The sequence below is a fragment of the Sphingomonas aliaeris genome, from assembly GCF_016743815.1.
Classification (GTDB): domain Bacteria; phylum Pseudomonadota; class Alphaproteobacteria; order Sphingomonadales; family Sphingomonadaceae; genus Sphingomonas; species Sphingomonas aliaeris.
On record NZ_CP061036.1, the window covers coordinates 166,041 to 188,623 of the forward strand.

Here is a 22,583-nt window from a genome sequence, read left to right on the forward strand (position 1 = left end):
CCTCTTCCATTCGATCTGCTCTGTGGCCCCGCTTGTAGCCCCGAGCTTCGTTCCGCGCTCAGGTCTCAATCAAATCGCCTGCTTCGCTCCCTGCCGGCATTCTCCGCGCGAGCAGAGGCCATAGCTTTCGAGAAGAGTTCCCGGAACACTCGCCCGGCGAGTGCCGGATTGTGCCGGTTCATGTTCTCTGACATTCTCTTGATCAGGCCGCATTGTCGCACCTGCGGGATAGAGGAGAAGCGCAACAAAAGGAAACCGTTCCGTTTCAACGTGGTTCCCGCCTTACGCAGCCGACGGGTGTGCCGCGACGAGGAGGCGCTCATAAGTGCTGCGCTGTCGCGTCTCTTAAATCTCGTGCAGGAACTGGTCTGTGCGTCCGTCAACGCGGCTGAGGTTCAGCCGACGACCAGCGGATTTCCTCGCCGGATCCTCCCTCTCACACCGCACAACACGCGAATTTAACATAATCTATGTTATCGGACCGGAAGCGTAACGGCTTTTTAGGTGTCTCACGCGGCCCCGATCGCCGCGGGCGCTTCGATCAGCCATCGCCCGACGATCCGCTCGAAGTCGACATACGGAATCCGATCGGGGTCGAACTCTAGCACGGCCGCCAAATCGGGCAAATCGGCCAGAAACGCCTCATAGACGCGCTGCACGCGGTCGGCGCTCGGCAACTCGCGGCGCGACACGTTGGCGAGCCAATCACGCGCCTCGCGGAGCGCCCGAGCCGGGTCGCCGCCATGCTCGTGGATGTCCATGCCGGCCAGATCGGAGATGAAACGCTGGTAGCGGAACTGCTCGACGTCGAGGATCAGGACACGCTTGGCTTTCTGATGTTTGCCGCCGTACCGCTTGGCGCCAAGGAACAGCCCGAGTTCGAGCGGCATGTTGAAGCGCGGCAGGTTGTTAACCGCGTCCAGCTCGGTGCGCGACAGGTCATGGATGCCGTAGCGGCACTGTTCGATCAGCGCAAAAATCTTGTCGATCCGGGTCTGGCCACCGTCATCTAGCTCGCGCGCCGAGCGCGGGCGAAAGCCGCAGACGAGGATGGCAAAGATCAGCGCCCGGAACGTCGGCGCGAACGCGTCGTCGAAGGGACAATTGATGAAGACGTCGTCCGTCGACGTCTGGACGGCCGGCAAGCTACTTCTTCTTGGCCAAAACGCTCTTCACTGCCGCGGCGATACGCTGGTCGGAGACGGTCGCCTTTTTGGTCGCCACCGGCGCCAGAACGTAACGGCCCGTCGCTGCGCTGCGCCCGAGCACGCCCGGCTTGCTGCCCTTGGTGGTGATCGTGTCGGACCTGGTCGCCATGACGGTAATATGCGCCTCCCCTCCCCGCCGCGCAAGCGGCGTCCATGGCGCCGGCCCGACTAGCGCCATCGTTCCCCATCGCCGACATCGAAGCTGATTGCATCGGCAAAGGGCCGGAGCACCTCGCTGGGAATCGCGTAGGTGATCGGCAGGCTGATCTCGCCCGCGGTGAGCCCGCTCGTTACCATGCCGAGCACCGCACCCGTCCTCGAGTCACACACCACGCCACCGCTGATGCCGCCAAGCGCCACCGAGCTGATCTGGAACAGTCGCGTCTCACCGCGCTGTATCGCCGGGATTACTGCGCTGACGATCCCTTCGAAAAAGGAGGGTTGGACCAGCCCGCGGTTGGTCGCGTTCGAGAAAAACATCGCCTTGCCGAGTGGGAAACCGCCGATCAGCACCCGGTCGCCTACCCCGACCTTGGTCGAGTCGCCCCAGGTAACCGGCGGCACGTTGTAGGGGGCCTCCTCGCTCTCGGTCGCAGGACAGATCAGGATGCCGGCGTCGATCCCCGGTCCGCCATTCTCGAATCGTTGGTCATAGTAGCGCATGACGGCCGCGAACGGGTACGGCCGTTGCGCCTCTACGCCGTTCAGCCGGCTGTTCGCCCAGAGGTACGCTTCATGCTCCTTTAAGCGGAGCGCTTCCACGACGTGCCAGCAGGTGTAGAGCTTGCCGCGCCCGACCTGAAAGGCGGTGCCCTGAATGTCCATGACCCAGTCCTCATGGACGGGATCCTGGATCGCGATATGGAGCGCGAGGTCGCCCTTAGGCACGCCCGCCTTGTTACCGACGGGTACGATTGATCGTGCGAGGCGGGAGATTGGCGTGTCACGCCCGCGCGACGCCCAGGGCACGCGCTCGAGCGCCTCCTTCAGATCGACCGGTTTCGAAGCAGGCCTTCGATTGCGCTCGGCCACGAACGCTCAGAGCCTATCCTTCAGCGCCTTGGCCGGCGTAAACGTCAGCTTCTTCGACGGCGCGATCGTGATCGCCTCGCCCGTGGCCGGATTGCGGCCGCTGCGCTCGCTCATGCTCTTCACCTTGAACTTGCCGAAACCCGGCAGGTTGATCTCGTCACCCGCCGCGGCTGCCTGGCCGATCGCGTTCAGCGCCGCGTCGAGCAGTTCGCGCGCCTGCTTCTCCGTCGTGCCGAGCTGGTCGGCGACCTGCTTGGCGAGATCCTTGGTGTTCATGCTGTCCGCTTCCCCTGTTTGCCGAGCCGATGTCATAGCGGCGAAGCCACCCGCGGCAAACCGTCGCTCCGCCCGTTGCCGACCGGGATCGCCGTCCCGCTTCAGCCGTGAGTCCTCAGGCAGGAAGGTCCGCCAGACTGCCGCGCCAACCTGGATCTCCGGGGCGCCTGATCAGGCTGGTGAAGCCGAGCTCCGCCCGGATCGCCTCAAAGCGTGCAAGTACATCATCGACGTCGATCCCTGATGCTTCATGCAGGACGCGCATGCGTTCCCGCAGGGCTGCCGGCCACCGCTCGCTGCCTCGGATCAGCATGGCCTGCACGCGTGTCGTGGCGTTCTCGAATAACCACTCGAGCTTCTGGGTCTTGACTTCGGAACCCGACGACCTAGTCCAGTACCAAAGGGAGAACAGCACGCTAATCTCCTCGCGCGAGATGATTGCGATCACCGCGCACAGTACCTTGGCCCTCATTCTCGGTGAAAGCTTGGGGAAGGAAGCGTCCGCCCAATTGCGAGGCCGGTGATGCGGAACAGCGCCGATGAACTCGCTTTGATATCGGTTGATCAAGCTGGTTTGGTCCAGATTGCGCGCGAGCAGCGCCTTTGTCAGATCGTCGAGCAGAGCCAGGAACTCGGACGGCTGGACCTCGCCTACCCCGAACCAGTGCGACGGATGGCCGAGCCAGGCGGCTCGCAAGCATTTCTCAAATGCCAGCAGCATCTCGAACTGTCGGGCGCCGCGCCGATCGTCGCTGGCCCACTCGCTGGCGGGGACACGATGGACAATGGTGTGAAGGAGCTTGCGGCAGTCGGGGCAGATCAGTTCGGTCGCGCCGTTGATGTGCACAAAGGTCGGCCCGCGAGTGGGCACGCAGCTGCGGCAGCCTTCATACCGCCACCGCAAATGACGATGACAGAGGACCAGCGGCAGAGCTGTGTCGCGATCAAGGTAAGCCCCGCCTGCCTTTCGACCTTCTTCAAGGCAAGTGGGACACCAGCAAGAGTGCAGAGGGTCCAGGGCATGTCTGGCCCGATCGGTGCAGCGCAGCCAATCCACGGCAAGGTTCGGCCAAGCCCGTCGGAGTTCCAGCGCGGCCACGCATTCCGGAGCCAATGCGAACGCCTCAGCGATACGATCCCGCTCGCCGGAATCGAGTTCGACGTCCACGCCGCCAGGAGCGACGTCGCCGTTCCGCAGCAGGCTGGCACGCAACCCCTCCACTTCCATGTCGTAGACCGCCGCAGTTCTGCCCAGCCAGGACGAGATCAGCTCGTCCGGATGCGGACGCGGGGCGACCGGCAGCGGGGATGCGTCGACTACCATCGCTCATGCAGTGCCCACCGCGCCCGACCCTGGCCGCCCTCGTCGTTTCGCGATCTCCTTCATGGTGACGCTGGGAAGGACAAGATCATCGGCGTCCAAGTCTTCGGGACCGATCATCTCCGCGCCCCGCCGGATCGCCCGAACGGCGAGGTTCTCAACAAGCCGGAAAATACGGCCGGTATTCCCGTCGGTCAGCTCCAGCAGCCTGGCCCTGAACAAGTCCTCGGCGAGCGGCGACGGATTTCGGAGCGGCAGGATGGCGGCCAGCGTCACCAAGAGCAGCCGAAAGGCTTCGTCATCTCGCCAGCGCACGAGCTCGATCGCATCGAAGCGATCGGCGAGCGCTGCGTCCGTCAAGAGCGCCGCCCTCGCCTCGTGGTTGCCCGTGCAGACCAATGGCATTCGCAGGTCGTTGGCGAAGTAGCGGATCGTGTTCAGGAAAATGCGTTGCTGGCGCGGTGTGCAGGCCAGCATATGGTTGATCTCGTCAAGTAACAGCATGCGCGCGCCGACCTGCCCCATCAACCGGCGCGTAAGCTGCCGGGCGCGTCCGAGATCGGACCCACCAGCGAAGCCCGCACCCAGCGCGGCCAGGATCTCGTCGTAGAACTCGCCCTCGGTCGGCTCCGGCGGCAGCTGCACGGCGACGACCGGGACGGTCGCCAGCCCCGTTCTGTCATCGAAGGTGCGCGGGTTTTCGTCCGCGAACCGCTCGACGATATGCGATTTGCCCATCCCTGTTTGCCCGAAGACGAGAAGGCAGGGCATGCGGGTGCGAGGCGGGTGCGCCAGCAACTCGCCCAGCATCGACCGGACCTTCTCCGCCTTCGGAAAACCGACCCAGCGATCCTTGCGTATCCATGCGACACGCTCATCGTCCGGCCAGAGCGCCTGGTCGCGGTAGCCTTCCGCCAGATGCGCGAATTTGGTCATCCTCTCTTCTCGTCGACCAAGAACGGAAGGTCGCCCAGTGGAGGCGCGGGTGGCGGGCATTGGCCAGACACAGGCGCCGGCTGGGCACGCTTTGGCAGATCAGAGTGCTTGGCCGCGCGGACGCGTTGAGCGTCCGCGAGCGCCGTCGCGGTGCGCTGCATGGCGAGCCGGGCCGCCTTAGTCTTGCGGGCAGCCTCGGCGACGATGAAGCGCTGCGTCTCGACAGCGTCAAAGATGAGCTGCTCGTTGACAGCCCCGCGGCCCCGCTCGCGCAGGGTACGCTGCGCCTCCAGCTGCTCCCAGCGGGTGATCGCTGGCCGGCGAAGGTCGCGGTACGGCACCTCAAGATGGTCACCGTCCGGCAGCTCGAGCCAGATCCGTGAAAGGTCGCGCGGGTCCCACCGGACGGGCAGCTTGCCGCCGGGTCGGGTGTAATGGCAGGACAACGCATCATCCCAATAGTGGGTATTGAACAGCTCGATCCCTTCGCGCGTGACCGCCCGCACCTCGCAGGGCAGAAAGTCGAACAGGAACGCGGCCGGATCAGCGGGCAGCCGCATGAGTTCCGTCCGTCGCTCAACCGCTTCGTCCCAAGCGGTCGCAGGCGGGATGCCGAGCCCGCGGTGAATATCTGCGTGGTACGGCCCGATAATTTCCCCGGCGAGCCAGGCCTCGATCTCCGCCAGCGTCATGCACGCCTTACCTTCGGCCTGGTAGTCGCCGCGCTCGGCGACGTTGGAAAAAGTGGTGCCGGGCAACAGGTGGACGGCGCCCATCATCGTCCCGATCAGCCGCTCGATGTGCGCACCATAATGGGGACGCTTGCGAGGCCGGTACTCGAGCGCGATCGAGTAGGTACGGCAGCCGCGCTTCAATGCCTTCGAATGGTGCTCCCGCGCATTGTCGAGGTGAAGACGGTCCATCAGGCCCTGATTGCCCCATGGCGCAGACATGCCGCGTTCGGCGAGCTAGGGGTCCTTCGGCAGCACGGCGTGGCGCATGGCCATCCCAACCGACACCGCCGACGGGTGCAGCATCGTGAGGTGGAAGCCCGGCACCGTCCTGCTCGCAATGTCGATCATGAGCGTGATCCACGGCCGGCCGATCGGCCGACGGTACACGTCGTCGACTGCGATTACGTCGACGAGCGTGTGGTCGGACTGCACGAGTTCGAGTGCGTAGCCTGCCTCAAGGCGGCCGCGCACCGGCCGAAACCGGTCGGCCGCCGCCTTGGTGCCCTCGCGTGCGGCGATGATGTCCTCCGGCGGAAGCGCCGCGATGCGAGCGCGCAGTGCCTTTACGCTCGGGATTGGGACGCCGGCCTTCAGGCACTCGTGACGCAGCCAACGTCGCAAGCTAGCTACGCTCGGCTTCTCCGCGGTGAGATAAACCTCGCGGAGCGCTCGGCGGATCAGGTCTTCCTGTTCGCTCAGCAACCGGCGCTCGCCCCGTACCCGACCGCGCTTGCCCGGGAGAAGCGAGGCGAGCTCCGGTGAAGCGCGGTACGCCCGGATTAGTTCGAACAGGCGGGAGCGTCCAAGACCCAAGGTGGCTGCAGCGTTCGCTGCGGTCTGGGCATTGATCGTGACCTTGGCGGCAAGAGGCCGGATCACGAGTTCCCGGCGATGGGCCTCGCTAAAGGCTGCGTCACTCGCACCGTCCGTTCCCGCCTCGCGCATCGGTTCACAACCCTGCCGCTTGGACTGCGGACAAAGTCTATCTTTTCAGGGCATGAGTCCAGCGTTTCGGGAGCAGAATGCCCGGGCGAACCGGCAATCAAGGCCGCAGTCCACCTATTCAGGAACTGCGACAAGGACCCACCCTGCCCGGTCTCATTCTTTTTTCCAGGAATAGAAATTACTGGAATAAACAATGGGGGTGACGAACCCGGTTAGATCGCTTATATGTTAGTCAGACTCACTGCAGGAGCTGTCCATGGCGACCCTCGCTAACGCCGTCGACCCGGGCGACTTCGCCGATTTGGTGTTCGCCAGTTTGGTCGAGACCGCGCGCGCCAAGCCGGCCAAGCGTCGCGGGACCACGCGATCCGGCACGGTCGATGACACTTTATGTATAGCGCCTACCGTTGAGGGCTTCTCCGAACAGTATCGAACGGCCGTCGATCACGCGATCGAGCAGCTGGCCAAGGCCAGCATCGCGGCTGACCCGGACCGCCAAGCGCTTTACGCTATCGTCGACAAACTGCTGCCCGACGTCCGAGCGAGGCACCTCGAGCGCAAGATCGAGCAGCTCCTCGACGTCCTGGCCGACACGCATGATCCGATGGCCGAGTTCCATACCACGGTCGCGGCCGACAACACCGCCATCCGCCAGCGCTTCATGCACGAGGTCGAAACGCTCACTTCCGCGGAGGTTGCCGGGCGTGCTGGACACGAAGCCAAGAACCGTCATCAGACCGCGGCGCGTTGGAAGGCGCAGGCGCGCGTCTTTGCGGTCCCCTACCAGGGACAGGATCGCTTCCCGACGTTCCAGTTCGATGCCGACGGCAAGCCGCTTCCCCTCATCAAGAGGGTTCTAGAGGTCCTGCCGGCGAACCGGACACCCTGGCAAACTGCTTTCTGGTTCGTGTCGTCCAACTCGTGGCTTGGTGGACCCGCTCCGAGGGAACTCCTCGACGATGAAGCGGCCGTCCTCGAGGCTGCGGCGCATGAAAGCGACGAGATCAGCGGGTGACGGTGCTGCTGCCGACCGGCATCGTTCCCAAACCGCCGACCGCCTTTGCGACCCACGTCACCGATCTGGCCGTAGGCGCGGTTCTCTGGCGCATTCATGCTGAGCGCCTTGCCGGGGACGCGTTCAACCCCGGGATCGGCTTCTCGCGGTTCGCGCCGATCGGACCCGTGCGCAAACGCGTGCCGACTGCCTATGCCGCGGACGAGTTCGAGGCCGCAGTTTACGAGACGATCTTCCACGATCTCGATCCAACGCAGTCCTTCAAGACGTACCCGCTTAGCAAGCTCGCGGATGTGCGCTGCTCGGTGCTGAGGGTCGCCAGCCCGCTGGCGCTACGCTCCTTCCTCGCGCCGGACCTGATGAAACTCGGCATTGCTCGCAATCAGTTGATCGACACACCCGCGAGCGAGTTCCCGGATACGAGGCGCTGGTCCGCGGCGCTGCACCGCAAGGACGCCGCCACGCACGGGATGGTCTGGGAGTCGCGCGCCTATCCGTCGTCGCTGGCGATGATGTTCTTCGGCGATCGTGTACCGGCTGCGGGCCTGAGCGTCGTCAGCACCACCCGGATTGACGCCGACCCAAGCCTTGCCATGCGGTTCAAGGCACTGGCAGATCGATCGGGCGTAACGCTGATCGTTTGATTGGGCCCAGAAGCCGACGTTCACGACGACTTGAGCGTTCCCCCGAAACCGATCGTTGGTGCAGGTGCTTTTAGACGGCTGGAACTGGATCGGCGGGGAGCGGCAACTCAGGTGTCGGGGTGTGCGAAGTAGTTGAATGTGTTCACCCGCGCGATGCGATGGCCCAACAGCTGACACCGTAATTCGAGCTTTTGCGGTGCGACGCTGCCGCCGCTGAAGCACGCAACCTCGACCCGAATTAATCAGGTCCCTGATCTCAGTGGCGTCAACTCAGCCGTGAGCGGCATGAGGAACGCGCTCATAAGGTCCGCCGTCCGGCGCTGGCGCAAGATGCGGGCGTTGCGAAGTTCCTCATCATCGTCGCTGCCGACCGCATCCTCAAATAACGCGTAAGCAACGGGACCATCGCGCCGATAGCTCTCCTCCGGATCAGGATCGATGAAGCGGGCGGCAAGCCGCTCCAGCGCCAAGCGGATGACATCAGCGTGTTTGCCATCGAGTGCCGCTCGGAACGCCGCGTGGACCGCATCGAGGCCACCCTCATAGTGCTCCACGCAGTAGACCAGATCATGTGCGTCCTTCGGCTCGGACCGCTGATCGTAAGCGAAGGCCTTGAGGCAGGTGAAGCTCACGATGTCAGCATAGCGGACCAGCTCTGTCGCGCGTCCGCGCTCGTTCAGAAGCTCCGCCGTAATCTTGGTCGTCCCGTGCAGGTCAAACACCATCGAGGCATGCGGAATGTTGATCGCCGTGACATTGCCTTCGGTCGGCAGCTCGGTGACGCGGCCACCGCTGAGCTCGGGCGCATCAGCGAGGAACTCAAGCACCATGGTCGTGCCGCGCTCGACCTCGGCCTTCCAGCGCCACGATTGCTTCTTGCCCGCGTCATTCTCCGCGCGCTCGAAGCGCATCGCCTTCAGATTTTCCTCGAGCGTGCGATAGGCTTCGGTGTCGGTGAGGATGGCCATGTCGACCACGACGTCGACATCCCCGGTGCCAGCGTGAGGCGGAACCTTCGGCGGCCGTGCCGTGATCAGGTAACGCGGCGCCAGCCCGCCAACGAGGTAGACAGAGTCCTTCCATGGCCCGAAGCCGCGCAGCAGCGTGACGAGAACGCGCTCGCAGGCCTCGGTCACCGCAGCTTCATAGCCGTCGATCGTCTGCGGCTTCGCCATCAGTGCTCAAGCCTCTCGCTGCGAAGGTGGGCGGCCATCTCCTTGGCACGGCCCGAGCCCTGCAGCAGGTCAAGATAGACCTGAAGAGCCGGCGCGAAGCCGACATCGTCGATCCGCTCGCCGACTGTGACGTCGCCACGCGCGTTGGTCTCAACGAGCGCCAGGTTCCAGCCCTCGCTGACGGGGCGAGCCCGCAAGCGGTCAAGCGCGTCGTCGCGGCGCGGGCCAGGAATGATCCGGCACCGGACCTGCGAGATCGTCGAAAGATAGGGCGCGTAGACCTGCGCGGCAGCCTCGCCGGTCACGGCATAGGCCGCGTCGGCCTCGTCGCACGCGCGATCGAGCTTGTGCATGAGATCGTTTACGTCGGCCGACGTGACGTAGAAGCGCTCGATTCCGCGCGCCTTCTGGTTCGCCACATAGTGCGCCCAGGCATCGAGCAGGCGTTCGGGCTCACGCAGCCGGCGCGTCTTGACGGGCCCTGCACCTTCCGTCTCTACCCACTCGCGCCGTTCCATCTCGCTCAGCGTTTCGGACGCGGTCGCCGCCGAAACCTCGACCTCTTCGGCGATGCGCTTGACGCTCAGCCAATCGCGGCGGTTCTCGAACACATAGAGCATGACCCGCGCTTTTTGACCCTGGAAGATCGAATCGAAGCTCTTGCTCTTCTTGCGCGGAGCGGGCCGGTCGATGTGGACGAAGGCGTGCTTCGCGGGAATGTAGAGCGTGCCACCGAGATCGTAGAAGCCGATTTCCTCATGGCGCAGCAGCTCGCGGGCACCCGGCGAGATTGCGCGGGCCACGAAGAAGGGTATCACCTCGGTCGGGCCTGACGAATAGTGGGCGAGATAGTTGCGAAGCTGGTAAACTGTCTCGCGCACATCGCGCGGGAAGGCGTCGCGCTTGGCCTCGACGATCAGTTCGATCGCACGTCCACCGATCTCTGCTTCGACGATCCCGTCGATACGCCGGCGTTGGTCGAGCGGCATTTGACGGTGCGTGAGGTGAGCACGAGCATGGGGCACGGCGCGGATCGCGTCGATCAAGCGCTCCAGCAGCTCTTCCTCGTTTGCCTCGACCGCCATATTCGATGCCCAGTGAATATCGCCTTACTAGCGAACATTCGATGCATTGTCTATATTCGCTGTACGGCGATGATCGCCGTACAGGCAAATCACCCCTAACAGCAATGCGAGCGAACACGAGTGAACCGGAAGCCGAAACCCAAGGCCGACATCGATCGACAGGTTCTTGATCGAGGATCGGACACGCCACAGCGCTTTCAGTTGAGCAACCTGCGTGATCGGCCGCGCTACGTTCTGCTCGGGGAGCCGGGCAGCGGCAAGTCCACGGCGTTCCAGCGCGAAGCAGAAGCAGCCGGCATCCAGCCGGTCACGGCCCGCCAGTTCGTCAGTGGCCGCCGCCGCCCGCAGGGCACCACCGTTTTCATCGATGCGCTGGAAGAATATCGCATCGGAGAGGCAGGCGTCGACCGCCTCGCGACGCTGATCGAGGCGCTGGAAGAGGCTGGCTATGCCCAGTGGCGGATCGCCTGCCGCGCGATCTCGCTGCCACCGGCGGATGCAGAGCGGATCGCCGACGCATTCGATGACTTCGACACGGTTCAGCTCGAACCGCTGACCCATCCCGCTCAAGTCAGGATCCTCAGCATCATCGGGCATGATGATCCCGACGGCTTCATCGACCGGGTCGAGACGATGGGCGCCGGCGCCTTGCTCGGTAACCCCTCGACCCTCCTGCTGCTGCGCGATACTCTCGACAAGAGCGAGGGGCCGATCAGAACCCGCGGCGCGCTCCTCGCCGAAGCCACGCGCCAGATGGCCTATGAGGTCAACCCGCTCATGCCGAGTCGCGATGACCGGCCGCCTCCCGCCAAGATCATCGCCGCTGCCGAAACCGCCTGCATGGTGCTGCTGCTTTCCGACCGCACCGATATCTGGATGCATGGCTCCAAACCATCCGATCGATATTATGTGACGCGCGACGATCTCCTTCCGTCCCGGCTCGACACGCAGGCGCTGCGTGCTGCCCTCGACACCGCCATGTTCAGCGGGGATGGCGAGACCTTCATCCCGGCCCACCGCTTCGTCGCGGAATATCTAGCCGGCCGCGCGCTGGCGCATGCGACCGCCCCCACCGATCCAACGATCCCGGCGCTCTCGCTCAACCGCGCGATCGCTCTCCTCAGCGGCGACGATGATCGACCCGCGCCCGCTTTGACCGGCATCTTCGCTTGGTTCGTGACGACCCTGGCCAGCACCCGGCACGCCGAGCGCGCGCTCGAGCTCGTGCGCCAAGACCCCGAGGCCGTTCTCTTCCATGGGGACGCAGCGCTTCTTCCGACATCGCATCGCCGCGCCTTGCTCGATGCGGTCGGTCGTGCCGACCCCTGGTTCCTTGGCGGCAACCGCGGCTCGACTGGCATAGCCGGGCTGGCCGGCTCGGATCTCGCGCCCGAGTTTCGCGCGATCCTCACCGAACCGGCCCAGAGCCACCACCGTCGCGCCCTCGTCCTAATGGCGCTGGAAGCCGGCCCGCCGGTTCCGGAGCTGGCGCCTGAGGTCGGCGCGATCTTCGCCAACGAAAGCCACCCCAATTATTTCGACCGGCGCCATGCGCTAGCCGCCTATGCCAACATCTGCGGAGGCGGCGGGGCCATGCGCCAGGAGATGCTCGCGAGCATCCGCGCCCAAAGTTCGGCCGCCAGCCTTCAGCTCCGTCTTGAGCTGCTGGCCGACCTCGCGCCTGCCATCTCGTCAAGCGAGGTGCGGGAGACGATCGTCGCCTACGGCCGTACGGCCGACGGCGTGATGGGCTATGCCCGGCCGCTTGCCAACAAGCTTCGGGCCGAGCCCCTGCCGGGGCTCTTCGATGAGCTGATCGAGGCTGAGCGCCATACCGGGCAGTCGCGCAGGCATGAAGCCGCGAGCGTGATCGACGACGCGCTCGCCGGCGCCATCGAGAATACCGCCAATCTCACCGCCGACCGGCTCCTACTGTGGCTGTCGAATGTCGGCCTCGACGAGCTGGCCGATCCAGAAAAGGAGGTGCGTGTCGCGATCGCTCGATGGCTCGACGCGGCACCTAGACGTGAGCAAGCCTTGTTCGACCAGATCGTCGCGACCACCGCGGCGGAGGATCGCTGGCGGATCGTCCACGATTATGAGCGTCTGACAGGAAGATCAGCCGCCGCCGAGACACGGCAGTGCGCTATCGAGCGCGTTGAACATGCCACCAACCCCGACGAGGTGAGAGCGCTGGCTCCGATTGCCTTCTCCCTGATCCGGCCGCTTGATCGCCACATCGATCTCGCTTGGCGGCTGCAAGCAGCGGTCGAGAACAAGCTCGGCGGCGAGGAAGTTCTCCATGATCTCACCCTATGCAGCATCCAAGCCTGGCAGGTCCGCGATGCCGCTCGCAGGCGCGAGCGCGGCGCCGAGAAGCAGCAGCTGCTCGACAACGACCGCGACTGGTATCGCAAGAACGCCGCAGACGTCGCCAAGGGCTTGGCGAGCGGGCTCAGCTACGCAGCCGAAATCTATCTCGGCTACCGAGACGGAGAGGGCGATCAAGGGCCCGATCGCGTCGACCGGTGGATCGGCGATCCGGCGCTGGTCGCCGCGATCCACGCCGGTTGGGACCAACTCGTGCGCCGGCAGGCCCGAACCCCTTTCGAAGCGGGACGGCGGGCCGCTGGGTCTAAGGTCTACAACGAGGATTTAGTCCTGACAGCCTGGGCGGACGAGCAGCTGCGCGCTGGTGCGCCACTCAATGTGCGATCCTCGACGCTGCTGACCATCGCGCACAACAGCTACGCTCTGCCCAACGACCGCAACGAGGGGGCACGCTCCGCGGCGCTGCAGCGGCTTCTGGCCGATCCGAACGCGACCGATATCCTCCTGGCCTATTGGCGCGGCGCGATCGTCGGCCGCTCGCACGGCTTGCCGTTCGACCATGATCTGCCGGCCGACCATCCAGCGGTACGCCAGGCGATCTCTGCTTTGCTAGCACGCCGCCCGGTCCTCAGGGAGCGCGTCTTGCAGGATGCTTTAGAGCTGGCAGCGCGTGCGCTGACGCCGGTGGCCCTCCTCCAGCTTGCCGCTAGCGCCCGTGCGCATCCGCTGCCGCCGTTCGCGGCCCGCCTGTGGACCTATCTGTCTTGGTCCTTGGATCCAGCGACGGTCCCGAACCTGTTCGGCTGTGAATTCGCCAACCCGGCCGATCATCAGCAATTCGTCCAGCTGGACGGCGGTTGGCTCGGCAAGGTCGGACGCACGGGATCGGATGAGGACGTGCCGAAGCTCGCCCTAATCGTCGAGCAGCTTGGCCCACTTTACTCGCCAATCAGCGGGATCGCCTCGTCGAGCTCGAACCCCAACGGGCACGTCAACCAAGCGATCGAACAGCTCGCCCGCATCCCCACCCCGGCCGCGACCGACGCCTTCGATCGCCTGACGAGAGCGTCTGGCTTGTCGACCTGGAAGCTCACGCTCGACCATCTGCGCGAGAAGCAGCTTGTTGCCCGCCGTCAGGCCGAGTTCCGCCCTCCCGAGCCCCGCTCCGTTGCAGCTGCCTTGATGGCCGGTCCGCCCGCGACGCCCGGCGACCTGCGCGCCATCATCGAGGAGACGTTGGACGAGCTCGTCCACGACATCCGCCATGGCGACACGTCACCGTGGAAGGGTTTTGGAATCGCCCGTACAAGGCAAAGGGCGCCCCCTCCGGCAACAGCCCCAAGATCGAGAATGATTGCCGTGACCTACTGACCGACCGCCTTGCCGACCGGCTCGCGCGCTACGGGATCCCGGTGAAGCTAGTCCAGACGGAAGACCGGAGCGGAAACGATCGGCGGGCCGATATCATGATCCTGCTTGGAGATGGTGCCGCCGCGGTGCCGATCGAGGCCAAGCGCCACTGGAATGCCGAGCTCTGGACCGCGGTCGAGGACCAGCTTGTTCCGTACTGTCGAAGCGCCGGCTCAAATGGGCACGGCATCTACCTAGTTTTTTGGTTCGGCCCCGCCTGAACACGCCGATCCATCCGGACATTGTCCGGCCGGCGAGCCCCAAGGAACTAGAGAGAGTTCTTGTGGATCGGCTGCCACCAGGATTGGCTTCTTCGATATCTATTGTCGTGGTCGACGTTTCGGAAACCGTAGTGACCTAATCAGCGTACCGCTGCTGAGTGGGTGAACGCCCAAGCCAATCCCGGCTTGCCAGTATTGGCGGACGCGGCACGGCTGCCGTCAGGGCAGGTTACACGACCCACAAGCGACCGTTCCAACCGCCCCTTTCCGCTTTCCATCTTCCGCCATTCATTCATGCAAATCGAGCTCCGAATTTCTGCTTTCGGAAAAAGACTGCCGCGGAACCGGCGAACATCGAATGACGGCAGAGGCAATCTAGGCTTTCCCGGTACCGTCCTCCCACCTATTTTCCGAAGCCGCTATGCAGCGATCGCGCCGATTGGTTCGATCGTATGAAGCCTGAAGCCATCTGATCCCACCGCGCCCCGCGCGACGTCGATGAGATGTGCGTGATGGCTGAAGACGATTACCTGGCTATGCACAGCAGCTGCAGCGAGTACCCGGATGAGCGCGCCCGCCCGACCATCATCGGCTGTGATCAGCAGATCGTCGCAGACGATTGGCAACGACCCCGCGCTAGCTCGTCCTTCGATCGAGCCCAGCCGAAGGGCAAGGTATAGCTGGTCGCGCGTACCCTCGCTGAGCGCCTCGACGCCGACCTCACCGCCGTCGGAGCGCTGAGCGAGAATGATCGGACGATCGTCAGTACCATAGCCGACCGTAAGGCCCGTGAACGCACCACCCGTCACCTCCGCGAACAGCACTCCTGCCCTGGCGATCAGCGGCGCCTGATTTGTCGTGCGATGCCGGTCGAGCATCCAACGGAGCAGCGCGGCCGCGCTCGCTGCCTGGATGTGCTCCTCTGCTGCCTGGGCCAGTGCTGCGGTCGTCTCGAACGCCGTCTGCTGGGCGTCGGCTGCAGCGCTCTCGCTCGCCGCACGGCCGGCCTCCTCGTCCGCCGCGTTCAGCGTTCGACCGACAACTTCCCGGTCGGCGGCCACTTCACGACGCCGATCTTCGATCCGTGCGCGCGCGCTTGACGCGTCCTCGACAGACAAGCCGGCAATCTCGGCGGCCAGCGTCTCAAGCCCGGCGCCATTGTCCGTGCCGGCAAGCTCGTCGAGCGCCTCGCGTTCCGCCGCTCGAAGAAGGTCTCGCCGCGCCACGCTGGCTATGATCCCATCCAGATTGGTTTCATCCATCGTGCCAGCGGCTTGCATCAGCGCATCGATCGCCCCGGCAATGCCGTCGAACCGACGCTCCGCATGGGCGAGCTCGCCGGCGATGCGCGCTCGATCGCCTTCAAGGCGCGCCAGCGCGTCACGCGCGCGGATCGCTGCACGCAATGAATTCGCGAGTTGGCGTACATGCTCGACCGTATCGGCTGAGCCGGCAACCTGCAGCGCAAGAAGCACGGTTCTGAGCTCGTTGTTGAACGCCGATCGATCCCGCTCGATACTTTCGATCTGCCGTGCGATCGTTTCTCGTGCCCCGGTCTCCTCGCCGACATGGGCGATAGCTTCGAGGGCGTCGGCGAGCACGGTCTCGTTTGCACCCCCAGGAAGAGCCGCCTCGCTGGCCAGTCCTGTCCGTTCTTGATCAAGCGCGACATGTGCGCGCGCCAGATCGGCCACCTCCACTGCAAGCTCATCTGCTGCACGTTCGATCGTGGCCAGGTCAGCCAGCAGCCGGTCGCGATTGCCTGCGGCGGTCGTCAGCGCAGCGGCGTGACCGCTCGCGAGTGACATTAGTTTCGTATCGTCGGCTGTTGCGACTGGCCCCTTTGATGCTGATAGGGCAGTTGCGACCGCAGTTCGCGCTTCCAAGAACCGGGTCGTCATCTCCCTGCGAGCCAGTTCGGCGGTCCCCGCCTCGCGGTCGGCTTCCAGCGCTGCCGCCCGCTTCGTGAGCCACCCGGACAAGTCCGCCGGTGCGATGGCACGTTCGAAGCCAAGCGTCTGCAGTCGTTGGGCCCAGCCTTGTTCGACCAGCGTCAATGCCGCCTGATATCGTTCCTCTCGCTGGTGCGCCGCGGCCACCAGCGCCTTCGCTTCGTCGAGCGCGGCGGTCGTCAGGACATATTCGGCCACGCGGGCCGCTTCGGCATCCCGTCGGTCGGCCAATTGATCGGCATCTGCAATAGACTGGCCAAGCGCGTCGCCCATTCCATCGTCGTTTCCGCTAAGCGGCACTACCAGCCGCTCGCGAACTTGGGCAACTAGTGCGTCGCGCTGCTGCCGTGCGGCCGCGATCACGTCAGGTGTGGGAAGCAGCCCGCCTGCGATCAGGCCCTTCAGCTTTGCATCGGCCCGGATGGCGCTGGTTTCGGCAATCTCGCCTTCCTTGCGCGCAGCGGCTGCGTCGTTCCTTGCCGCCTCCGCACTACCGCGCACCGCGGCGGCTTCCGCCTCGGTTGGTACGGCAAGTGTGCGCAGACTGGCTGTGGATCCCTGCCAAGGTGCAAGATCGGACAGGCGTTCCGCCGCAAGCGTCCGCTTCCGATCGGCTTCCATCGTCGCCTCTGCCAGCCGGGTTTCCGCGTCGGTCGGCAAGAGCTGGAGCGCTGCGATCAGGTCGGCAGGATCGACGGTTCCGCTTACCGTCACAAGATCACGCTCGATCAAAGCGCGGTCGCGGATGAGTTTGACCCGCTCCTTCTCGACTGCCGCCTCACGCGCCTTCAACTCTCGAACGGCATCGAGATGCGTAGCCGCACGCCTGCGCCACCCGGCGGAGGGGATTGGTTGTCCCGGAGTGATCTGGGCTTCGGCAAGAGCGGCAGCCAGCTTTGTGTCGATGCGGTCAAGTTCGGCGCGACGGCGCTCCAGATCATCCGCAGCTTTGGCAATGACTGGCCGTTGCTCTTCCAGCGCCTCGATCCGTTCCTGTTCGGACAGGATGATGCCGGGTCGTTCCACGCCCGCCATCGCCTCTTCGACACGCGCCAGATCCGCCTTCGCCTGAGACGCAAGCTCGCCGGCCGTGACGCGGTCGCCGCGGAGGGTCGCGAGCTGCGCAGCCACGTCCTGCGGCAGCGTGGGCAGGTCTTCCAGCCCGACCAGTTCGGCGCGCGCGGTGCTCAAGCGCGCGAATGGCGCACGCGCCCTCCCCACCCGGTCCAGGCGCGCCTGCTCACGGTCGAGCGCCTCAGCCTCATTGATCAGAGCGGTGCGCCGCGCCTCAGCGTCGGCACGGCGCTGGCGGGCCTGCGTCCAGTCGGCATCGCTGATCGACGTCTGTCGCACCTGAGCCAGCGCCTCGGACCGCTCCCGCATCAAACGGTTAACCGGCGGGTTCTGTCCGCCCGGTTTGAACAACGCCGACGCCGTCTCGGTCAGCCGGGCAAGCTCGCTGCCGATGTGCGACACTCCGGTTCCCGCCTCGAGCGTGATCCGGGCGACATCGTCGCGACCGCCGATAATGCTGGCCCCACCCTCGCGCAGCTTGGTGTGGTCCAGCCCGAACATGCGCTCGAACCCGGCACGATCGATCCCGCCGAGCAGCGATGCCAGTGGATCGGTCTTGTAAGGCGTGCCGTCCGCGGCGAGCAGGGTGTCGCGATTGCCTTTGCGTCTGGTGACGTCGAGCAGCTCACCGTCGTGCTCGATCAATGCCCGCAGGCGAAGCTGCCCATATTCGTAGCGCCAGTTTTGCCGGCTCTGCCCGGGGATGCCGAACAGGAAGTCGCCGATCGCCTGCAGCGCGGTCGACTTGCCCGCCTCATTCGGACCAACGACGAGATGCAGGTCCGGACCGCCGGTGCCGAAGTCGAAGACGCGATCCGCGAAGCCGCCATAGCGAACAAGCTCCAGCCGGCGAAACCGCATCAGTGCGCGCCCTCGCCGAGGCGGGCCTCGACGAGCGCCTTGGCAGCGAGAACCAGTGCTGCACCGTCGCGGCCCCGAGCGGACGCGAGCAGCGGGGCGGTATCCGGATCGCCGATGTCCGCCGGCAGCTTTGCCGTCAGTGGTGCGATCGCGTTCTCGATCGCGCGGAGGCAGTCCGGATCGTCGAGTGCTTGCGTCAGCATCTCCAGCAACTCGGGCGGAAGGCCGGTGGGCAGCGCCGCGTGGCTAGTGATGATCTTCACGCGCTCGATCCACAACGCGTCGGAGACACCTGCGGCATGCCCGCGAACCTCCGCTTCGAACCATGCGGGATCGGCACGGAGCCGCTGCGCGAGCGGACCATCGACCGTGATCGAAACCCGCGCGGCCAGGGGCGCCCGTCGGCGCCCAGAACGGCAGGACGCAGCTGTGCCTGGATCGCAGCAAGCGCCTCCATCGGGTCTGCCGCACCGATCGCATCGACCCGGGCATGTGCCCAGCGGACCTCGTCCGTCGCGCGGTGCTCGACATGGACTATGGCGCCTTCCTGTACGCGGACGACCACAGCGCCTTTGGCTCCGGTCTCTCGAATGTGGCGCCCTTGCGTGTTGCCGGCGAAAACGACGTGCGGGTGATCGGACCGAACGGCGTGATCGTGGACATGGCCTAGCGCCCAATAATCGTGGCCAGCAGCCTGTAGCTCACCGAGACTGCATGGCGCGTAGTTGGCATGCCCCTCATGCCCATCAAGCGCGGTGTGAAGCAGCGCCACGTTGAGCATGCCCGGCACGGGCGGACAGTAGGTCGACGCGATGTTCTCGGTGGTCGCCGCTTCCTTGTAGCTGCGACCGTGAACGACGACCCCGAGATCGTCAAACCGCACGCTCTCGCACTTCGCGCTCTTGAGCTTGTAGACCCCTTCCGGAGCGGTCAGGTGGCGGGTGACCCGACTCTCAGCGTCGTGGTTGCCAAAGGCGATCACGGACCGGATGCCGGCCCTCGTCAGGCGTGCGAGCTGCGCAATGGCGAACTGACCGGTCGACTGGTCCTTCCAGGCGCCATCATAGAGATCGCCGGCGATCACCACGAAGGCAGCACCTTCCTCGATCGCGAGATCCACGACGTTGGAAAAGGCCTTCCGGGTCGCGCCGCGCACCAGGCGCGAGAACGCCTCGTCACTCCGCGAGAGGCCGTGCAACGGACTGTCGAGATGAATGTCCGCGGCGTGGACGAAGGTGAGGTTGCCGGCCATTGATCAGGGTCTACCATTTCGCGCCGTGAAGAGGAACGGTCGTAGGGGAGACCAAGTCTTGGTCCTTCGCGACCCCCTTGTAGCCCCCCCCAATACCGGACGTGACTTCGTCTTAGGCGACATTCGCTCGACCACGCCGTCTTTGGTGGTCAAAAGATCGCGAACTGAATGATTGTAGCGTTGCGATCGGGATAGGCTCGCCGGGAAATCGAGGGTAGATCTAGCAGAAGGGGAGCCAGAAAATGTCCGCAGCGGCTGATACGACCAACGGTTTCGATGGGACGGTGCACGCAACGTCGGATGATGCCGTTCCAATCGTTCATAAGATATTCGGCGCTTTCGCTGATGCGCTAGCGGCGCAGCCTGACCGTGCAGCCGTCGCTGAGCGCCTGCGCAAAGCGCTGGTGACCGACGGTGCCCGGACTGAGGTAGCCCTGCGGGCCGCCTTATTCGACGGCGGCGATCTGTGATTAAGATCAGCTCTCTCACGATCCGCGACTTTCGGGGCATACGCTCAATCACCCTGGACTTGGGTTCGAACAACTTCGCGGTTTGCGGTCCCAATGGAAGCGGCAAGAGCGGAGTCGTGGACGCGATCGAATTTGTGCTCACTGGCGACATTTCGCGCTTGGCGGGTAAGGGTACAGGGGGGCTTTCGGTCAAAGAGCACGGCCCCCATGTCGACAGCACTCCCGAGTATGCCTTTGTCGAAGCCGAAGTCGTTATTGCGGCGACAGGTAAGTCAGCGACGATCCGCCGGACGGTGAAACAACCCAAGGCGCCGACGGTCACGCCTGATGATCCGAGCATAAGAGCGGCGCTAGCAGAGCTCGCCGCTCACCCAGAATTTGTTCTCTCGCGCCGCGAGATAATCAAATTCGTGCTGGCCGAGCCAAGCGCGCGCTCGCAACTCGTGCAAGCGCTCCTTCGCCTCGACGAACTCGACACCGTTCGCGCTAATTTGACCAAGATCGCTAATGCCGAGGTTCGCGACGAAAAGGCTGCCATCCGACACGCTGCCGATGCTGGGTCTGATTTCGCGCTTGCTCTCGGAATTCCGAAAATCAGTTCCGCTCCTTTGCTCATCGCGGTCAACACGCGCCGGACAACGCTTGGGTTGCCTCCGTTGAACGAGTTGACCGCCACGACCTCGGTCCGAGAAGGACTCCAACCCCCGACGAGTGCGGCTGGCGCGGCGGTCAACAAGACACGGATGCTGACAGAGCTTAGATCCGCACGCGAGCGCTTGGAAGGGCTCGCGACCGCAAAATTCGAAGATGCCCTGAGTGCCACGAGGGCTGCTGTTGGCACTCTCGAAGCCGATGTCAGCCTGCTTCAAGGGGCGAATCGCGAGAACATGCTACGGGCAGCATTGGCGCTGTACGATGACGAATGTCCGGTGTGCGGCACGGAGTTCGAGCTGGCCGAGTTCCAGACGACCGTGACCGCAAAGCTGGCCGCTTTGTCTGCCGCTACGGCAAAGCGCCAGCAATTGGAGAACGCACTGGAGCCGATCGCGGATGCTCTCGATCAGGCGGCGTTGGCGTTCACGGCCGCTGCAAACTGGTCGAACGTCGCGAAGATTCCCATTCCGGTCGCGAAACTTGCCGCAGCGGCACAGAGCAAGGCAGCGGCTGCGGCTGCGCTTCGAAAGCTCTTGCCGATTGAGGCGACAAAGGAATCACTCGCGACCGCCGGCGACATTTCCGGTCTGCGCGACGAGCTCGCCCACCTTGATGCAGCCGCCGCGCTTCTTCCCGATCCATCTACTCAGGATGCCGCGCGTGAATATCTCGTCATCGCGCAAAGCAAACTTGAGAGCTGGCGTAAATGCCGCAAGGCCGAGGTCAATGCCAAGACGCGTGCGGAGCTGACATCTGCCGTAAGCGCGACTTTTGGCGACGCAATCACAGACGGTCTTGAGGCGATTTTTGATGCAGTCAGGTCTCGATTTGGCGCGCTCTATCGCGCGATAAATCATGACGATGAAAGTGCCTTCGACGCCCGCTTCAAGCAGGTTCCGGGGCGGCTGGCCCTTGATGTGGATTTTTACGGCCGCGGGTTTTTTCCGCCAGGCGCCTATCACAGTGAGGGCCACCAAGACGGGATGGGCTTGTGCCTTTACCTAGCTCTCACGGATCACCTGCTCGGCCAGAGGTTTTCGATTGCGGTTCTGGATGACGTGCTGATGTCTGTTGACTCCGGGCATCGGCGCGAATTCTCACGCCTACTCAAGACCGAATTCCCCCACACTCAGTTCATCCTCACTACGCACGATCCTATATGGCTCAAACACATGGCAAGCGAGGGCTTGGTGGGTCCGAAAGGGAGCGCTCGCTTCCGCAAATGGGACGTGGATCATGGACCGGCGGAGTGGGACACCAAGAATGTTTGGGCCGAGATCGACAGTTATCTGGCGCTAGATGATGTCCCAGCGGCAGCTGGTGCGCTCCGACGCTATCTTGAATACCTCGGTGAAGAGGTTTGCCATCGCCTGCGCGCAAGAGTCGAGTTCCGTGCCGATGCTCAATTCATGCTCGGCGACACGCTACCCCACGGTCTGGTCGCGCTCGGCGATGCCTACAAGCGGGGGCGGGTTGCGGCAGGCAAGTGGAACAAGCCGGAGCGCGTTGAGGAGATCAAAGCGCTCGAATCGGCGTTTGTCGATGCCCGGACCGCCGCCAATGTCGATCAATGGCAGGTGAACACGGCAGTCCATTACAACTCTTGGGCAAACCTATCGAAATCGGATTTTATTCCGGTCGTCGATGCATATCGTGCGCTGGTCGCAAGTTTTCACTGCGGCGACTGCGGCGGTCTACTGCGTGTCTCACCCGAGCGCGGGCCAAAGGAGAGCGTTCGTTGCAGCTGCGGTACGGTTCTCATCAGCCTCGTCGAACCCTAAGCCAAAGGCGAGATAGAGCACCGGGTTGGGGGGCCAAATGGAGTACATTGTCGGGTTCGACCCAGATGCAGGCGATCAGCCGTGCTTCTTCGACCCTCGCGAGCGGACGCCCGTCCATGATGATGGTTTGCGCGATCGCTTGGCCGACTAAACCGACGGCACTGGCGGACCAAGCGCGGCATGCGCAATGCTCGTCTGTCCGGATA

19 protein-coding genes are annotated in these 22,583 nt (G+C 64.4%); 6 read left to right on the forward strand and 13 right to left on the reverse strand.

Annotated features, from left to right (window positions below; genetic code table 11):
* Positions 1-509 precede the first annotated feature (509 nt).
* The 8 genes from H5J25_RS19560 to H5J25_RS19595 all read right to left on the reverse strand — a co-directional run bounded on the left by H5J25_RS19560 (position 510) and on the right by H5J25_RS19595 (position 6,452).
* On the reverse strand, positions 510-1,145 hold the full coding sequence (locus H5J25_RS19560) for a hypothetical protein (protein ID WP_093067984.1): 636 nt from the start codon (positions 1,143-1,145) through the stop codon (positions 510-512).
* A 1-nt stretch (position 1,146) separates the two neighbouring features.
* Positions 1,147-1,317 (reverse strand): hypothetical protein, encoded by a 171-nt coding sequence (locus H5J25_RS19565; protein ID WP_225883565.1) that lies wholly within the window; start codon positions 1,315-1,317, stop codon positions 1,147-1,149.
* 59 nt (positions 1,318-1,376) lie between these two features.
* Complete coding sequence (locus H5J25_RS19570) at positions 1,377-2,240, reverse strand: S1 family peptidase (protein WP_225883566.1); 864 nt, start codon at positions 2,238-2,240, stop codon at positions 1,377-1,379.
* A gap of 6 nt (positions 2,241-2,246) precedes the next feature.
* Positions 2,247-2,516: an HU family DNA-binding protein gene (locus tag H5J25_RS19575; protein ID WP_093067990.1), complete on the reverse strand. Its 270-nt coding sequence runs from the start codon at positions 2,514-2,516 to the stop codon at positions 2,247-2,249.
* Positions 2,517-2,631: 115 nt separating this feature from the next.
* Complete coding sequence (locus H5J25_RS19580; protein ID WP_093067992.1) at positions 2,632-3,840, reverse strand: TniQ family protein; 1,209 nt, start codon at positions 3,838-3,840, stop codon at positions 2,632-2,634.
* A gap of 3 nt (positions 3,841-3,843) precedes the next feature.
* Positions 3,844-4,773, reverse strand: coding sequence for a TniB family NTP-binding protein (locus H5J25_RS19585; protein WP_093067995.1), 930 nt, complete (start codon positions 4,771-4,773; stop codon positions 3,844-3,846).
* Positions 4,770-5,726 (reverse strand): Mu transposase C-terminal domain-containing protein, encoded by a 957-nt coding sequence (locus tag H5J25_RS19590; protein ID WP_093067997.1) that lies wholly within the window; start codon positions 5,724-5,726, stop codon positions 4,770-4,772. The genes H5J25_RS19585 and H5J25_RS19590 overlap by 4 nt, the downstream gene beginning before the upstream one ends.
* Before the next feature lie 15 nt (positions 5,727-5,741).
* On the reverse strand, positions 5,742-6,452 hold the full coding sequence (locus H5J25_RS19595; protein ID WP_093068001.1) for a DNA-binding domain-containing protein: 711 nt from the start codon (positions 6,450-6,452) through the stop codon (positions 5,742-5,744).
* A 256-nt stretch (positions 6,453-6,708) separates the two neighbouring features.
* Here H5J25_RS19595 and H5J25_RS19600 point away from each other — a divergent pair, with 256 nt between their 5' ends.
* Together H5J25_RS19600 and H5J25_RS19605 are read left to right on the forward strand one after the other, a co-directional pair.
* The gene (locus tag H5J25_RS19600) at positions 6,709-7,467 is read left to right on the forward strand and encodes a hypothetical protein (RefSeq protein WP_202096534.1); all 759 of its coding nucleotides are present in this window, start codon (positions 6,709-6,711) and stop codon (positions 7,465-7,467) included.
* Positions 7,464-8,111 (forward strand): RES family NAD+ phosphorylase, encoded by a 648-nt coding sequence (locus tag H5J25_RS19605; RefSeq protein WP_202096535.1) that lies wholly within the window; start codon positions 7,464-7,466, stop codon positions 8,109-8,111. The genes H5J25_RS19600 and H5J25_RS19605 overlap by 4 nt, the downstream gene beginning before the upstream one ends.
* Before the next feature lie 242 nt (positions 8,112-8,353).
* On the opposite strand, the gene H5J25_RS19610 is transcribed toward H5J25_RS19605, so the two are convergent.
* Together H5J25_RS19610 and H5J25_RS19615 are read right to left on the reverse strand one after the other, a co-directional pair.
* Positions 8,354-9,286, reverse strand: coding sequence for a nucleotidyl transferase AbiEii/AbiGii toxin family protein (locus H5J25_RS19610; protein WP_202096536.1), 933 nt, complete (start codon positions 9,284-9,286; stop codon positions 8,354-8,356).
* Positions 9,286-10,371: a type IV toxin-antitoxin system AbiEi family antitoxin gene (locus H5J25_RS19615; protein WP_202096537.1), complete on the reverse strand. Its 1,086-nt coding sequence runs from the start codon at positions 10,369-10,371 to the stop codon at positions 9,286-9,288. The genes H5J25_RS19610 and H5J25_RS19615 overlap by 1 nt, the downstream gene beginning before the upstream one ends.
* A gap of 120 nt (positions 10,372-10,491) precedes the next feature.
* On the opposite strand from H5J25_RS19615, the gene H5J25_RS19620 reads away from it, so the two are divergent.
* Together H5J25_RS19620 and H5J25_RS19625 are read left to right on the forward strand one after the other, a co-directional pair.
* The gene (locus H5J25_RS19620) at positions 10,492-14,073 is read left to right on the forward strand and encodes a hypothetical protein (RefSeq protein WP_202096538.1); all 3,582 of its coding nucleotides are present in this window, start codon (positions 10,492-10,494) and stop codon (positions 14,071-14,073) included.
* A 95-nt stretch (positions 14,074-14,168) separates the two neighbouring features.
* Entirely contained in the window at positions 14,169-14,333 is a 165-nt protein-coding gene (locus tag H5J25_RS19625) for a hypothetical protein (protein ID WP_202096539.1), read from the forward strand.
* 419 nt (positions 14,334-14,752) lie between these two features.
* On the opposite strand, the gene H5J25_RS19630 is transcribed toward H5J25_RS19625, so the two are convergent.
* The 3 genes from H5J25_RS19630 to H5J25_RS19635 are packed head-to-tail and all read right to left on the reverse strand — an operon-like array spanning position 14,753 to position 19,472.
* Complete coding sequence (locus H5J25_RS19630) at positions 14,753-18,220, reverse strand: ATP-binding protein (protein ID WP_202096540.1); 3,468 nt, start codon at positions 18,218-18,220, stop codon at positions 14,753-14,755.
* On the reverse strand, positions 18,220-18,483 hold the full coding sequence (locus H5J25_RS21000; protein WP_225883567.1) for a hypothetical protein: 264 nt from the start codon (positions 18,481-18,483) through the stop codon (positions 18,220-18,222). The genes H5J25_RS19630 and H5J25_RS21000 overlap by 1 nt, the downstream gene beginning before the upstream one ends.
* Entirely contained in the window at positions 18,480-19,472 is a 993-nt protein-coding gene (locus tag H5J25_RS19635) for a metallophosphoesterase family protein (protein ID WP_225883568.1), read from the reverse strand. The genes H5J25_RS21000 and H5J25_RS19635 overlap by 4 nt, the downstream gene beginning before the upstream one ends.
* A gap of 242 nt (positions 19,473-19,714) precedes the next feature.
* On the opposite strand from H5J25_RS19635, the gene H5J25_RS19640 reads away from it, so the two are divergent.
* Together H5J25_RS19640 and H5J25_RS19645 are read left to right on the forward strand one after the other, a co-directional pair.
* Positions 19,715-19,942: a hypothetical protein gene (locus H5J25_RS19640; RefSeq protein WP_202096541.1), complete on the forward strand. Its 228-nt coding sequence runs from the start codon at positions 19,715-19,717 to the stop codon at positions 19,940-19,942.
* Positions 19,939-22,377 (forward strand): AAA family ATPase, encoded by a 2,439-nt coding sequence (locus H5J25_RS19645; RefSeq protein ID WP_202096542.1) that lies wholly within the window; start codon positions 19,939-19,941, stop codon positions 22,375-22,377. Before H5J25_RS19640 ends, H5J25_RS19645 begins: the two co-directional genes overlap by 4 nt.
* Positions 22,378-22,583: the final 206 nt, after the last annotated feature.